This window comes from Paraburkholderia aromaticivorans (genome assembly GCF_012689525.1).
In the GTDB taxonomy this organism is placed as follows: domain Bacteria; phylum Pseudomonadota; class Gammaproteobacteria; order Burkholderiales; family Burkholderiaceae; genus Paraburkholderia; species Paraburkholderia aromaticivorans_A.
Genome location: NZ_CP051516.1, coordinates 3,438,074 through 3,451,709 on the forward strand (window position 1 = coordinate 3,438,074; position 13,636 = coordinate 3,451,709).

11 protein-coding genes are annotated in these 13,636 nt (G+C 64.9%); 6 read left to right on the forward strand and 5 right to left on the reverse strand.

All coding sequences use genetic code 11. The features are described from left to right. Positions 1-113 precede the first annotated feature (113 nt). The 6 genes from HF916_RS43625 to HF916_RS43650 all read left to right on the forward strand — a co-directional run bounded on the left by HF916_RS43625 (position 114) and on the right by HF916_RS43650 (position 7,537). Positions 114-3,374, forward strand: coding sequence for an Rne/Rng family ribonuclease (locus HF916_RS43625; RefSeq protein WP_168794823.1), 3,261 nt, complete (start codon positions 114-116; stop codon positions 3,372-3,374). A 198-nt stretch (positions 3,375-3,572) separates the two neighbouring features. After that, positions 3,573-4,682: a GTP 3',8-cyclase MoaA gene (gene moaA / locus HF916_RS43630; RefSeq protein WP_168794824.1), complete on the forward strand. Its 1,110-nt coding sequence runs from the start codon at positions 3,573-3,575 to the stop codon at positions 4,680-4,682. Between the two features lie 10 nt (positions 4,683-4,692). Further along, on the forward strand, positions 4,693-5,307 hold the full coding sequence (gene mobA, locus HF916_RS43635; RefSeq protein ID WP_168794825.1) for a molybdenum cofactor guanylyltransferase MobA: 615 nt from the start codon (positions 4,693-4,695) through the stop codon (positions 5,305-5,307). Between the two features lie 80 nt (positions 5,308-5,387). Then, positions 5,388-6,689 carry a molybdopterin molybdotransferase MoeA gene (gene moeA / locus HF916_RS43640; protein ID WP_168794826.1) on the forward strand — a complete coding sequence of 434 codons (1,302 nt, stop codon included), beginning with the start codon at positions 5,388-5,390 and terminating at the stop codon, positions 6,687-6,689. 87 nt (positions 6,690-6,776) lie between these two features. Further along, positions 6,777-7,052 carry a hypothetical protein gene (locus HF916_RS43645; protein ID WP_006053283.1) on the forward strand — a complete coding sequence of 92 codons (276 nt, stop codon included), beginning with the start codon at positions 6,777-6,779 and terminating at the stop codon, positions 7,050-7,052. Further along, entirely contained in the window at positions 7,052-7,537 is a 486-nt protein-coding gene (locus HF916_RS43650; protein ID WP_168794827.1) for a GNAT family N-acetyltransferase, read from the forward strand. The genes HF916_RS43645 and HF916_RS43650 overlap by 1 nt, the downstream gene beginning before the upstream one ends. Positions 7,538-7,572: 35 nt before the next feature. Here HF916_RS43650 and HF916_RS43655 read toward each other — a convergent pair whose 3' ends face one another. From HF916_RS43655 to pncB, 5 genes are all read right to left on the reverse strand, one after another. Then, the gene (locus HF916_RS43655; protein ID WP_168794828.1) at positions 7,573-9,021 is read right to left on the reverse strand and encodes a DNA recombination protein RmuC; all 1,449 of its coding nucleotides are present in this window, start codon (positions 9,019-9,021) and stop codon (positions 7,573-7,575) included. Then, entirely contained in the window at positions 9,018-10,007 is a 990-nt protein-coding gene (locus tag HF916_RS43660) for a 2-hydroxyacid dehydrogenase (RefSeq protein WP_168794829.1), read from the reverse strand. The genes HF916_RS43655 and HF916_RS43660 overlap by 4 nt, the downstream gene beginning before the upstream one ends. A 42-nt stretch (positions 10,008-10,049) precedes the next feature. Next, entirely contained in the window at positions 10,050-11,480 is a 1,431-nt protein-coding gene (locus HF916_RS43665) for a sodium:proton antiporter (RefSeq protein ID WP_168794830.1), read from the reverse strand. A gap of 74 nt (positions 11,481-11,554) precedes the next feature. Continuing rightward, on the reverse strand, positions 11,555-12,217 hold the full coding sequence (locus tag HF916_RS43670; protein WP_168794831.1) for a LutC/YkgG family protein: 663 nt from the start codon (positions 12,215-12,217) through the stop codon (positions 11,555-11,557). Between the two features lie 137 nt (positions 12,218-12,354). Further along, positions 12,355-13,551: a nicotinate phosphoribosyltransferase gene (pncB, locus tag HF916_RS43675; protein ID WP_168794832.1), complete on the reverse strand. Its 1,197-nt coding sequence runs from the start codon at positions 13,549-13,551 to the stop codon at positions 12,355-12,357. Positions 13,552-13,636 lie beyond the last annotated feature (85 nt).

Sequence of the window (13,636 nt, forward strand, 5' to 3'; positions counted from 1 at the left end):
CTCCAGCGTGCTTGTGAAAACACAATAAGGCGCGGCATGCCGCTGCCCGCTTCGCCCTCGCGACTGACAACCGCGCGGCGGAGGGACAGGCTAAGCCGCTCTGGAGCCGTTCAATGAAACGAATGTTGTTCAACGCGACGCAGCAGGAAGAACTGCGCGTCGCCATCGTCGATGGGCAAAAACTCATCGATATCGACATCGAAACCGCCGGGCGCGAACAGCGCAAAGGCAACATTTACAAGGGCATCATTACTCGCATCGAGCCGTCGCTCGAAGCCTGTTTCGTCAACTACGGCGAAGACCGCCACGGCTTCCTGCCGTTCAAGGAAGTCGCCCGCCAGTATTTCCGCGACGGCGTCGACATGCGCTCCGCGCGCATTCAGGACGCGCTGCGTGAAGGCCAGGAACTGATCGTTCAGGTCGAAAAAGAAGAGCGCGGCAACAAGGGCGCAGCCCTCACCACGTTCATCTCGCTCGCCGGCCGCTATCTGGTCCTGATGCCGAACAACCCGCGCGGCGGCGGCGTGTCGCGCCGGATCGAAGGCGACGACCGTCAGGAACTGCGCGAAACCATGGCCCAGCTGCAACTGCCGGAAGGCATGAGCATCATCGCGCGCACGGCCGGCATTGGCCGCAGCGCCGAAGAACTGCAGTGGGACCTGAACTACCTGATGCAACTGTGGCGCGCGATCGAAGCCGCGTCGCAAAGCGGTTCGAGCGGCCAGCCGATGCTGATCTATCTCGAATCGAGCCTCGTGATCCGCGCGATCCGCGACTACTTCCAGCCGGACATCGGCGAAATTCTGATCGACACCACCGAAATTCATGACCAGGCGCGCGCCTTCATGGATATCGTGATGCCGGATAATGTCAGCAAGGTGAAGCGGTATCACGACGACGTGCCGCTCTTCTCGCGCTTCCAGATCGAACACCAGATCGAAACGGCGTACTCGCGCACGGTGCCGCTGCCCTCGGGCGGCGCAATCGTGATCGACCACACCGAAGCGCTGGTCGCGATCGACGTGAACTCGGCACGCGCCACCAAGGGCGCCGACATCGAGGAAACGGCCGCGCGCACCAACCTCGAAGCCGCCGACGAAGTCGCCCGCCAGTTGCGTCTGCGCGATCTGGGCGGCCTGATCGTGATCGACTTCATCGACATGGAATCGGCCAAGAGCCAGCGCGAAGTCGAGCAACGCCTGAAAGACGCGCTCAAGCACGACCGTGCGCGCGTCCAGATGGGCAAGATCTCGCGTTTCGGCCTGATGGAACTGTCGCGTCAGCGTCTGCGTCCGGCCCTGTCGGAAGGCAGCCACGTGACCTGCCCGCGCTGTAACGGTACGGGCCACATCCGCGATACCGAATCGTCCGCGCTGCAAGTGCTGCGGATCATTCAGGAAGAAGCGATGAAGGAAAACACCGCGGCAATTCATTGCCAGGTGCCGGTCGAAGTGACCGCCTTCCTGCTGAACGAGAAGCGCGCCGAGATCAACAAGATCGAGTCGCGTTTCAAGGTCAACGTCGTGCTGATTCCGAACAAGCACCTCGATACGCCGCACTACAAGCTCGAGCGTCTGCGTCACGACGACGCGCGCCTCGACGAGCCGCGTGCTTCGTGGAAGATGGCCGAAGAAGCGGCCCGCGAACTGGAATCGGAAACCGGCTACAGCAAGCGCACCGAAGAAGTGAAGCCGAAGCAGGAAGCGGCGGTCAAGGGCATCACGCCTGAAAAGCCGGCGCCGAGCGCGCCGGTTCGCCCGGTCGCCACCCCGGCTCCGGTCGCGGTCACGCCGGCGAGCGGCGGCTTTATCGGCTGGTTGAAGAATCTGTTCGGCGTGCAGCCGGCCGCTCCGGCGCCTGTCGCGCCGGCGACGACTGACAAGCAGGCGCGTCCGCAACGCGGCGAACGCACGGAGCGCGGCGAACGCGGCGGCGATCGCAACCGCAATCGCCGCACCGGCACAGGCACTCGCGATGCAGCGGGCCGTGGCGAAGGCACGACCGGTGGCCGTCAAGGCCAAGGTCAGCAGCCGTCGCAACGCCGCGAAGAACGCGAGCCGCGTGAAGGCCGTGAGGTGCGCGAAGCACGCGAAGGCCGCGAGCCGCGTGAAGCGCGCGAACCACGTGGCACTCGTGAGCCGCGTGAAGCCCGCGAAGGCCGTGAGCCGCGCGAGGCCCGTGAGCCGCGCGAGGGTCGTGAAAACCGTGACCGCGACAATCGGAGCACCGAGCGCGCGGAAACGGCAGAAAGCGCACCGCGTGGCGAACGTCAGGAACGCGGCGAGCGCCGTGAACGTGGCGACCGCGCTGAACGTGGCGAACGCCGCAAGCCGCAAGGAGAAACCGCGGATGCATTGACGCAAAGCGAAGCGCAAACGGCGGAAGAACTGGTGCAAAACCAGACCGCTTTGGGCGAAAACGGCGCGCCGATCGATCAGGAAGCGGTGGCGCGTGAAGGTGAGGAGCGTCGTCGTCGCCGTCGCGGCCGTCGCGGTGGCCGTCGTGAGCGTGAAGAGGACGTGAACGGCAATCTGGCAGCGGACGTCGCAGAGGCTGAAGGCGACAACGCGAGCGCAACCGACGAAGCGCCGTTGCGCACGGCGCATCAGCCGGTCGAGCACAAGCCGGAAGTCACCGAGGCGAAGGACGTGACGCCGGTGGAAGTGGTAGTCGCTGCTGTCGCGACGGAAACCGCCGTGGTGTCCGAACTGCACGCCGCAGCCGAAACGCCGGCCCTGGCCGTCGAAAAGGCTGCGAAGACGGAAACGGTAGTACCGGTCGCGGAAGTGCCGGTTGCGCCGGCGGCCGTCGAGCTGGTCGCCGAAACGCCGGTGGCACAAGCCGCTGCGGAGCCGGTCGAAGCAGCGCAAGCTGCGCCGGCCGCTAGCGAAACGGTTTCGCTGGTTGAACCGGTTGCACGTGCCGAAGCCCCGGCTCAAGCGCAGGTCGAAGCGCCGGCAGTTGCGCCGGTTGTCGAAGCGCACGCCGCTGCTCCGGCTCCGGTCGAAACCGTGGCTCCGGCTGTGGTGGTCGAAGCGCCTGTCGTTCAACCTGCACCGCAGGCTGAGATCGTCGAACCGCAGCCGGTCGTGGCAGCGGCGGCACCGGTAGCAGAACCGGCAGCGGTTGAACCGGCGCCCGTCGCACCGCAGCAAGCGCCGCGTCATGGCGCCGTGCCGGCGGAAGCCCTGAAACCGGTGCTGGAACAAGCCGGTCTCGTCTGGGTGAACACCGACGCCGACAAGCTGCGCGCGGCTCAGGAAGTTGCTGCGCAGACCGTCAAGCCGGCTCGCGTGGCGCGCGAACGCAAGCCGCTGCCGCCGCTCGACGGCGCGCCGATGCAACAGGTGGAAACAGGCCAGCACCCGCAGTAAGCTGCCCTGCCGCACTCGAAAAGCCTGCCCTCACCGGCGGGCTTTTTGCTTTTTACGGGCGCATGGCAATGGCCCACGCGCGCCGAGGTATGCCGCTCCCCGTATACCCCGACACGGCCCGGGGTGACAGCGCTGCCAGAATCATTTCCGATAGAATGAATATCTAGCTTTAATTTCAAGCACTAACCGAAGCAATTCATGTCCCGACGCATCATCCCTGTCGCCGATCTCAGCGCCGTGCCGGTCATCGCCGGCCCCGTGCAGACGCCCAGCGGCGCGCTGCACGACACGCTTGCGCGGCCGCTGCGCGACCTGCGCATTTCGGTCACGGATCGCTGCAATTTCCGGTGCGTCTATTGCATGCCTCGCGCGGTGTTCGACAAGGATTACACCTTTTTGCCGCACAGCGCCTTGCTGAGCTTCGAGGAAATCGAACGGCTGGCGCGGCTGTTCGTCGCACATGGCGTCGAAAAAATCCGTCTGACGGGCGGCGAGCCGCTGTTGCGCAAAAATCTGGAATTCCTGATCGAACGCCTCGCGCAACTGACCACGCCGGCGGGCCGCCCGCTCGACCTGACGCTGACCACCAACGGTTCGCTGCTGGAACGCAAGGCGCGCAGCCTGAAAGACGCCGGTTTGACCCGCGTCACGGTGAGCCTCGACGCGCTCGACGACACGCTGTTTCGCCGCATGAACGACGCCGACTTCGCCGTCGGCGACGTGCTGGACGGCATTGCCGCGGCGCACGCGGTGGGCCTCGCGCCGGTCAAGGTCAACATGGTCGTCAAGCACGGCACCAACGACAGCGAAATCGTGCCGATGGCGCGTCACTTCAAAGGCTCGGGCACGGTGCTGCGCTTTATCGAATACATGGACGTCGGCACGTCGAACGGCTGGAACATGACTGAAGTGCTGCCGTCCGCCGACGTCGTCACGCGCATTGCCGAACACTTCCCGCTCGCGCCGCTCGAAGCGCACAGCGCCGCCGAGACCGCGCAGCGCTGGGGTTACGTCGACGGCGGCGGCGAGATCGGCGTGATTTCGAGCGTGACGCGCGCCTTTTGCGGCAGTTGCACGCGTGCGCGTCTGTCGACCGAAGGCAAGCTCTACCTGTGCCTGTTCGCCTCGTCGGGTCACGACCTGCGCGCGCTGGTGCGCAACGGCGCGAGCGACGCCGGCATCGCCACCGCCATCGCCGAAATCTGGCAGGACCGCGGCGACCGCTATTCGCAACTGCGCGGCAGCGCCTCGGCCGATGCACGCGCGCGGGATGGCCGCCGCGTCGAAATGTCGTACATCGGCGGCTGAGCGGCGGCGCATGAAGCCGGCGCGCGAACACATCACCGGACTGTTGCTCGCGGGCGGCCGCGGCATGCGCATGGGCGGCGCTGACAAGGGCCTGCAAATGCTGCACGGCGAGCCGCTCTCCGCCCACGTGCTCAAGCGCCTCGCGCCGCAAACCGGGCCTCTGCTGATCAGCGCCAATCGTCACTCTGAGGCCTACACCGCGCTTGGCGCGCCGTTCGGCGCCAAGGTGGTGGCCGATACCATGGCTGGATTTCCAGGCCCGCTGGGGGGCCTGCTCGCCGGGTTGCGCGCAGCCGCCACCGGCTACGTGCTCAGTGCGCCCTGCGACTCACCGTGGTTGCCCGCTGACCTCGCCGGGCGCCTCGCGCACGCGCTGGACTCGAACGGAGCCGACATCGCCACGGTCATCACCACCGACGCGCACGGCCAAACGTCGCTGCATCCCGTCTTCGCGCTATTGCGCACGAGCCTCGCGGACGATCTCTCGGCCTTCCTGGAAGCCGGCGAGCGTAAAGTCCGCGCGTGGTACGCGCGCCACAAGACGGTGGAAGTCGTCTTTACCGACGAGCGCGCGTTTTACAATATCAATTCGCTACAAGAACTCGCCGACCTCCAGCGTGATTGAGGCCCCGGTTGAAATCCCGCTCCGGCCGCACGGCAACCGCCGCTCCCGCTCCCGCCGCCGGTCGCGACGCCCAGCTCTTCATGACCACGCTTAACGAATTTTCCCACTGCGTCGCGCAGTACGATCCTCACGCGCTACCGGTCCCGGCCGCACAGGCGATTGTTCGTCAGTGGGCCGCGCCGGTCACGGCCGTTGAACGCGTGGCCTTGCGCGACGCGCTCGACCGCGTGCTCGCGGCCGATATCGTGTCGCCGATCGACGTCCCCTCGCACGACAACTCCGCCATGGACGGCTACGCGTTCAACCGCGCGGCACTCGTCACGGGCGCGGCCACCGTGGAGTTGGCGATCGTCGGCAAGGCGCTGGCCGGGCATCCGTTCGCGGGCCGCGTCGAGGCCACGCAATGCGTGCGCGTCATGACAGGCGCCTGCATGCCGGCCGACTGCGACACGGTCGTGCCGCAAGAACTCGTCGAGCGCGGCGCCGACGCCGTTGCCATCCGCTTCGCGGCCGGCGCTGTCACGGGCGGCGCAAACCGGCGCCTCGCCGGCGAAGACCTCGCGCGCGGCCATGCCGCGCTGCGGGCGGGCCGCATCATACGCGCGTCGGATCTTGGTTTGCTGGCCTCGCTCGGCATCGGCGAAGTCAATGTCAGGCGGCGTTTGCGCGTCGCCTTCTTCTCGACCGGCGACGAATTGCGCTCGCTCGGCGAGCCGCTCGATCCGGGCTGCGTGTACGACAGCAACCGCTACACGCTGTTTGCCATGCTGCGGCGCCTGAACGTCGACACACTCGACCTCGGCGTGGTGCGCGACGAGCCCGCCGCGATGGAAGCCGCCTTGCGCAGCGCCGCGGCGAACGCCGACGTGGTGCTGACCTCGGGCGGCGTTTCAGTCGGCGAGGCGGATTTCACCAAGCAACTGCTGCAAACTTTCGGCGACGTCGCGTTCTGGAGTCTCGCCATGCGCCCGGGCCGCCCGCTCGCCTTCGGCCGCGTCTGGTCCGGCGAGCGGCCGGGTGTCGGGCTTCCCGCGTTATTCTTCGGTTTGCCGGGCAATCCGGTCGCCGTGATGGTGGCGTTCTATCAGATCGTGCGAGAAGTGCTGCTGCTGATGTCGGGCGCCACGCCGCAGCCGCTGCCGGTCATTCACGCCATGAGCCGGCGGGGCATCCGCAAACGCGCCGGGCGCACCGAATTCCAGCGCGGCGTGGCTGAGCAGGACACGCATGGCCAATGGCACGTCACGCCGACCGGCTCGCAAAGCTCTGGCGTGCTGAGTTCGATGAGCGAAGCCAATTGCTTCATCGTGCTCGGGCACGATGAAGGCGAGATCGCCGAAGGAGAGCGCGTCGCTATCATGCTGTTCGACGGTCTCATCTGACGGCTGACGCGCGGCTGAGGCAACGCACCCGCCAGCGCTCATTTGCTGCTTTACCCATTACCACTACGACACACGGGTTTGACTTACATGAAAAAACAGATCTCGTTCATTGCACCGGGACAGACGGCCAAAGCACTGATCCTCGTGTACCTGACGTTTTCGGTGCCGATCGTGCTGCTGGGCGTGCTGGTCGCGTTCGTGCGCTACGGTTCGGTGGAACTGAGCACGGTGTTCAGCGCGCTGCTGCTGAATGCGATTCTCGGTTTCATCCTGCTGTGGATCGCTTGCCACGCGTACAACTGGGTGGCGTCGCGCTTCGGCGGCATTGAAATCCAGCTGACCGACGCGCCGGAAGAAGCGTAATGCCCGCGACGATCCGCGCCGCCACGCCTGCGGACACCGGCGCCATCTTCGCGCTGACGTACGAACTCGCGCAGTTCGAAAGCCTCACGCACGTGTTCGTCGCAACCGAAGACGGCCTGCGCGACGCGCTGTTCGGCGCGCGGCCCTCGATCGAGGCGCTGGTGGCGGAGAACGAAGGGCGCATCGTGGGCTATGCGCTGTTCTTCCACAATTACTCGAGTTTCGTCGGCAAGCGCGGACTGTATCTCGAAGACGTCTACGTGCAACCCTCGCAACGCGGCAGCGGTCTTGGCACCGCGTTGTTGCAGCGTCTTGCCGCGTTGGCGGTAGAGCGGCAATGTGGGCGGTTCGAATGGACGGTGCTGGACTGGAACCAGCAGGCCATCAGCTTCTATGAAAAGATGGGCGCGACTATCATGCCGGATTGGCGTGTGGTGCGTCTGGCGGGCGAGGCGCTTGAACGCTTGGCGACTGCAAGCGCCTGAGTCAGTGCCGCTAGCAAACCGTTAGCCCCATTCCGTTATTGCTCGTCGGGATCCACGCCCGACAGCGCATCGCCGAGCAACCCGCTCGCCTCCTCGCCCGGCAATGCCTCGACGTCGCGCAATCGGCGGCTCATGACACGCGTGCGCGTTTCCGCCGCTTCAATAGACCGCGTGACGGTTTCCAGTTGCGCCTTCGTCTTGGCCAGCACGTCGCCGAATTTGCCGAACTCCGTTTTCACCGCGCCGAGCACCTGCCACACCTCGCTCGACCGCTTTTCGATCGCGAGCGTGCGGAAACCCATCTGCAAACTATTGAGCAAAGCAGTCAGCGTAGTCGGCCCCGCAATCGTCACGCGATAGTCGCGCTGCAGCAAGTCCGTCAGACCCGGCCGGCGCAATACTTCCGCGTACAAGCCTTCGGTCGGCAGGAACAGCAACGCGAAGTCAGTGGTGTGCGGCGGCGACACGTACTTCTCCGCGATCGTGCGCGCCTCGGCGCGAATCCGCGCTTCGAGCGCGCGTGACGCCTCTTCCACGGCAACCGGATCGGCGCGCTCCTGCGCTTCGATCAGGCGCTCGTAGTCCTCGCGCGGAAACTTGGCGTCGATGGGCAGCCAGACCGGCGTAGCCGCAGCGCCCTGCTCCGCGCGTCCCGGCAGCTTGATCGCAAACTCGACGCGCTCCGCGCTTCTCGGCACCGTCGCAATGTTCTTCGCGTACTGGTCGGCGGTGAGCAGTTGCTCTAGCAGCGCTTCGAGCTGCACTTCGCCCCACGTGCCGCGCGTCTTCACATTGGTCAGCACTTTCTTCAGATCGCCCACCCCGGCCGCCAGCGTCTGCATCTCACCCAAGCCGCGATGTACCTGTTCGAGCCGGTCGGACACCAGCTTGAACGATTCACCCAGACGCTGTTCGAGCGTGGCATGCAGTTTCTCGTCGACGGTGCGACGCATTTCCTCGAGCTTGAGCGAGTTGTTCGCCTCGATATCCTTCAGCCGCTGCTCGATGGTCGCGCGCACTTCGGCGAAGCGGCGGTCGTTCGCCTCGGTGAGTTGTCCCAGTTGCAGGCTCAGCGTATCGCCGAACTGTTTGAGCGAACGGCCTTGTTCGTCGCGTGCCTGCTGGGCCTGTGCCTGCAGACTGTGACGCACGGCGTCGAGTTGCTGGGCGAAACCGTCGATCTTGCCGCCCTGCACCGTCGTCATGCTGCTGAACTGCGCCGCCAGCGTCTGCTGAAAATGCGCGAAGCCGCTGCTCTGTTCAGTACGCGACACGCGCGCCGTCTCGGTGATGTCATTGCGCAGTTGCCGTTCGAGACGCTCGTAGGCGTGCGCTTGCGTATCAGCCGCGACGTCGATGCGTTCGTTGAGCAACTCGAACTGCTCACTGTCCTCCGCGCGGTTGTGGCCGCGCATCAGCAAGGCCAGCGCGATGACCAATGCGACCGCCATCACTGCGACGGCCGCCACCAGAATCATAGTCATGAACGCGCCTTGCCGATGACCTCGGGGTTGACCGGATTCGGCGGCCGCCCCGCGCGCCGACCTTCACCCAGTCCCGCGATCAGATTGTCCGCGGCGAGATTCGCCATGGCGCGGCGCGTGGCTTCGGTCGCGCTGGCAATGTGCGGCGTCAGCACGACGTTCGGCACGCTGAGCAGATCCTGATTCAGATTCGGCTCGCCTTCGAACACATCGAGACCGGCTGCTGCAATCTGCTTCGAGCGCAACGCGTCGACGAGCGCCGCGTCGTCGACGATACCGCCGCGCGCGATATTGGTAAGCGTCGCGGTCGGCTTCATCAGCGCGAGTTCGGCCGCGCCGATCGTGTGATGGTTCTCCTTCGTGTACGGCAAGACGAGCACGACGTGATCGGCGCGCCGCAACAGGTCCTGCTTCGAGACGTATTCGGCGTTCAGTTCGGCCTCGATCTCGGCCGCCACGCGCGAACGATTGTGATAAATCACCTGCATGTTGAAGCCCTTTGCGCGACGTGCGAGCGCCTGGCCAATGCGGCCCATGCCGATCACGCCGAGCGTCGAGCCGTGCAGATCGCTGCCGAGAAACGCGTCATACGCCCACTTCTGCCATTGGCCCGCGCGCAGCCAGTGCTCCGATTCGGTGATGCGGCGCGCCGCCGCCATCATCAGCGCCCAGCCAAAGTCCGCGGTCGATTCATTGAGCACGTCCGGCGTATTGGTGCCGAGCACGTTGGCCGCGTTGAAAGCGGCCATGTCGAAGTTGTTGTAGCCCACCGCCATATTCGACACCACGCGCAGACGCGGCGCCGCCGCGAGTTCGGCCGCGCCAACGGGGTCGCCCGCGGTCAGTGCGCCGTCCTTATCCGCGAGACGGCGCGTCAGTTCGTCGGCGGGCAACACGTCGCCCTGATTCCAGTCGACGTCGAAATACTGTTTGAGCCGTTCGATCACATCGGGAAAGATCGGACGGGCGACGAGGATCTTCTGCATTGCAATTCTCCGTAAAGCGCGTCGAGTTCGATTGCCTCGGCGTCAAAAAAAGAGCCAGCCGGTGACGAGGAAAAGCGGCAACAACACCACGGCTGACCAGCCCAGATACGCGAAAAAACCCGGCATGCGAACGCCGCGCGATTCCGCGATTGCCTTCACCATGAAGTTCGGCGCATTGCCGATATACGTGTTCGCGCCCATGAACACCGCGCCGGCCGAGATCGCCGCTAGCGTGGTCGCGCCGGTGGTCATGAGCGTCTGAGCGTCGCCACCGGCCAGGTTGAAGAACACGAGGTAAGTCGGCGCGTTGTCGAGAAACGAAGATAGCAGGCCGGTCGCCCAGAAGTACATCAGATCGTGCGGCTGGCCCGAGGCGTCGTTGACCAGATGGACGATGCCCGCGAACGCGCCCGCCTCGCCGGCGCGCAGAATCGTGATGACCGGCGCGATTGTCACAAAGATGCCGGCGAACAGTTTGGCGACTTCTTCGATCGGCGCCCAGTTGAAGTCGTTGCCCGCGCGAGCCGCGCGCGGCGTGAGCGCCAACGAGAGCAACGTCACGCCGATCAGCGCGGCATCGCGCACGGCATCCTGCAAAGCCACGTGCGCGCCGAACACGTCGAAATTCACGCCCGGTTTCCAGAGCCCGCTTATCAGCACGAGCGCGACCACCGCTGCGAGCAACACGAAATTGATCTTGCCGTCGATGCCGAGCAGCGGCGTGTCGGGTGTCGGATCGAGAAAGCGCGAGCGCTCTTCCTCGCGCCGATGAAAGTAGTACGAGTCCAGCGCATAGAACCCGATCAGCAGCACGCCGCAGACGAACAGCATCGGCAGCGCGAGATGCGTGGTAGTCCAGAAGAAACTTACACCCTGCAGAAAGCCGAGAAAGAGCGGAGGGTCGCCCAGCGGCGAAAGCGAGCCACCCGCGTTGGCTACTAAAAAGATAAAGAACACGACCACGTGAACGACGTGCTTGCGATTGTCGTTGGCGCGCAGCAACGGACGGATCAGCAACATGGCCGCGCCGGTCGTACCCATGATGCTCGCGAGCAAGGTGCCGAGCGCGAGGATCGACGTGTTCAGGCGCGGCGTGCCATGCAGATTGCCGCGCACGCGGATGCCTCCCGCCACGGTGTAGAGCGCCGTCAGCAACACGATGAACGGAACGTATTCTTCGAGCAGCGCATGCACGAGCGTGCCGAATGCGACGCCGGGACCGTAGCCGAGCGCAAACGGCACGAGAAACACGAGCGCCCACGCCGCCGCAATCTTGCCGAAATGGTGATGCCAGAACGCCGGCGCGATCAACGGAAATACCGCGATCGACAGCAGCACGCCCGCGAACGGCAGCCCCCACAGCGCCGACAAAGTCGCGCCGTCGAGCGTGGCGGCCGACACCAACTGCGGCCAGCCGGCCAGCACCAATGCAGCCGCGAGCGCCATGCCCGTCCAGACGGCGCGTCCTTTCATAGGTTTGAAGTCCTTGTTATTGCTTGCAGCCGTGCATTGGAGCATGCGTTGTGTGGTACGGCCGCGCTTGCCGCTCAGGCGCCCTGCACGACGATCACATGCACCCGGTACGGCCCATGCGCGCCAAGCACGATGGTCTGTTCGATATCGCCGGTACGCGAAGGACCGGACACGAAGTTGACCGCGCGCGGCAGTTCGCCGCGTTCCTTGCGGATCAGTGCGAACGCCTCTTCGTGACCCGAGACGATGCGTGAAGCCGGCACGATCGCAATGTGCGTTTCCGGCAGCAGACCGGCCGACGCATAAGTTTCCGGCCCCGACAGCAGCACTAGCGTGCCGGTCTCGGCGGTCGCACAGAAGCAGCCGGTGAGACCGACCACGTCGCCGTCTTGCGGCTTGCGAAATTCGACGGTGAGGCCGGCTTCGGCCCAGTGCAGATCCTGCAGCGTTTGCCAGGCGATGGCCTGCAGCGGCAACGCATGTTGCGTGAGGTAGCGATGCGCCGCGGCCGGCACGTCGCTCATTGCCTGAACCGAGTCGACCGTGGTGGCCAATTTCTGCGCTTCTTCGATGAAGCGCGCGACGAGGTCGGCTGGCATCTCCGGACGCGGACCGGCAGGATGGCGCGCGAGGTAGTCCGCCGCGGCCTCGCGCTCGGCAGCGGACGGCTCCGGCTCACGCCCTTGCGCCGCGCGGATACGTGCCAGGATGTTGCGGCGGGCAATCGATGTGTCCATGTGCGAAATCCTCGTGTCGACAGCCGTGCGATATGGCGAGAATTATACCGGCCGCCCTGCGCGCGAACACCCTGGCCGAACGGTCTATTGCCGCGTACCGCACACGCGGCTTACGCTATAGCCAGCTACGAACCGCGCTACTTCGCCGCCTCTTCCTCGGGCTGCGCAATGCCGAACACTTGACGCAGATAAGCAAGGTAAGCCTTGTCTTCGCACATATTCTTGCCCGGCGAGTCCGACAGCTTCGCCACCGGTTGACCGTTGCAGCGAACCATCTTGATGACGATCTGCAGTGGGTTGTAGCCGAGGTCGTTGGTCAGATTCGTGCCCACGCCGAACGCCAGCTTGCAGCGGCCGCGGAAGCGCTCGTAGAGTTGCAGCACCTTGGGAATGTCGAGCGCGTCGGAGAATACGAGGATCTTGGTGCGCGGGTCGCAGCGATTCGCTTCGTAGTGCTTGAGCAGGCGTTCGCCCCAGTCAAACGGATCGCCGGAATCATGGCGCGCGCCGTCGAACAGCTTGCAGAAGTACATGTCGAAGTCGCGCAGGAACGCCTCCATGCCGTACACGTCGGAGAGCGCGATGCCCAGGTCGCCGCGGTATTCCTTGGCCCACATTTCGAAGCCGAAGATCTGTGAGTCACGCAACCGCGGACCCAGCGCCTGGCACGCCTGCAGGTATTCGTGCGCCATCGTGCCGAGCGGCGTGAGGCTGTGCTTCAACGCGTAGAACACGTTGCTGGTGCCGGCGAACTGTTCGCCGAGCCCTTCTTTGAGCTTGAGGATCACTTCCTCGTGCCATTGCTTCGAGAAGCGGCGGCGTGTGCCGTAGTCGGCGATCTTGCAGTCGGCGAATTCCGGACGCGCGCCGAGCAGTTGGATCTTGTCGACGAGGCGCCCGCGCCCTTCGCTGTAGTCCGGCTTTTGCTGCGTGTTGCGGAAGTAGACTTCGTTGACGATTGCGAGCATCGGAATCTCGAACAGGATCGTATGCAGCCACGGTCCCTTGATCTCGATGTCGATTTCGCCATTGCCCTTCGGCGACGGTTCGATCGAAATGTATTTCTCGTTCAGATGGAACAGCGCGAGAAACTCGATGAAGTCGCCCTTGATGAAGCGCATGCGCCGCAGGTAGTCGAGTTCTTCATCGGTGAAGCGCAGCTTGCAGAGCTTGCGCACTTCGTCGCGGATCTCGCCGATATACGGCACGAGATCGACATTCGGCGTACGGCAGCGGAAGCGATACTCCACGTTCGCCGCGGGAAAGTGATGCAACACCACTTGCATCATCGTGAACTTGTACAGATCGGTGTCGAGCAGCGAAGTAATAATCATGATGGTGCGAACTGGACTGCGGAAAACGGAAGGCCTGACACGAAAGGCCCGACTCACCCATGCGCGTACGGCACGCCCCGAGCGC

Excerpts from the sequence above, each read along its gene's own strand:
- HF916_RS43665 (WP_168794830.1), bottom strand. The coding sequence starts at position 11,480 with ATGAAAGGACGCGCCGTCTGGACGGGCATGGCGCTCGCGGCTGCATTG.
- HF916_RS43645 (WP_006053283.1), top strand. The coding sequence starts at position 6,777 with ATGAAAAAACAGATCTCGTTCATTGCACCGGGACAGACGGCCAAAGCA.
- pncB (WP_168794832.1), bottom strand. The coding sequence starts at position 13,551 with ATGATTATTACTTCGCTGCTCGACACCGATCTGTACAAGTTCACGATG.
- HF916_RS43660 (WP_168794829.1), bottom strand. The coding sequence starts at position 10,007 with ATGCAGAAGATCCTCGTCGCCCGTCCGATCTTTCCCGATGTGATCGAA.
- moaA (WP_168794824.1), top strand. The coding sequence starts at position 3,573 with ATGTCCCGACGCATCATCCCTGTCGCCGATCTCAGCGCCGTGCCGGTC.
- moeA (WP_168794826.1), top strand. The coding sequence starts at position 5,388 with ATGACCACGCTTAACGAATTTTCCCACTGCGTCGCGCAGTACGATCCT.
- HF916_RS43650 (WP_168794827.1), top strand. The coding sequence starts at position 7,052 with ATGCCCGCGACGATCCGCGCCGCCACGCCTGCGGACACCGGCGCCATC.
- HF916_RS43670 (WP_168794831.1), bottom strand. The coding sequence starts at position 12,217 with ATGGACACATCGATTGCCCGCCGCAACATCCTGGCACGTATCCGCGCG.
- HF916_RS43625 (WP_168794823.1), top strand. The coding sequence starts at position 114 with ATGAAACGAATGTTGTTCAACGCGACGCAGCAGGAAGAACTGCGCGTC.
- mobA (WP_168794825.1), top strand. The coding sequence starts at position 4,693 with ATGAAGCCGGCGCGCGAACACATCACCGGACTGTTGCTCGCGGGCGGC.
- HF916_RS43655 (WP_168794828.1), bottom strand. The coding sequence starts at position 9,021 with ATGACTATGATTCTGGTGGCGGCCGTCGCAGTGATGGCGGTCGCATTG.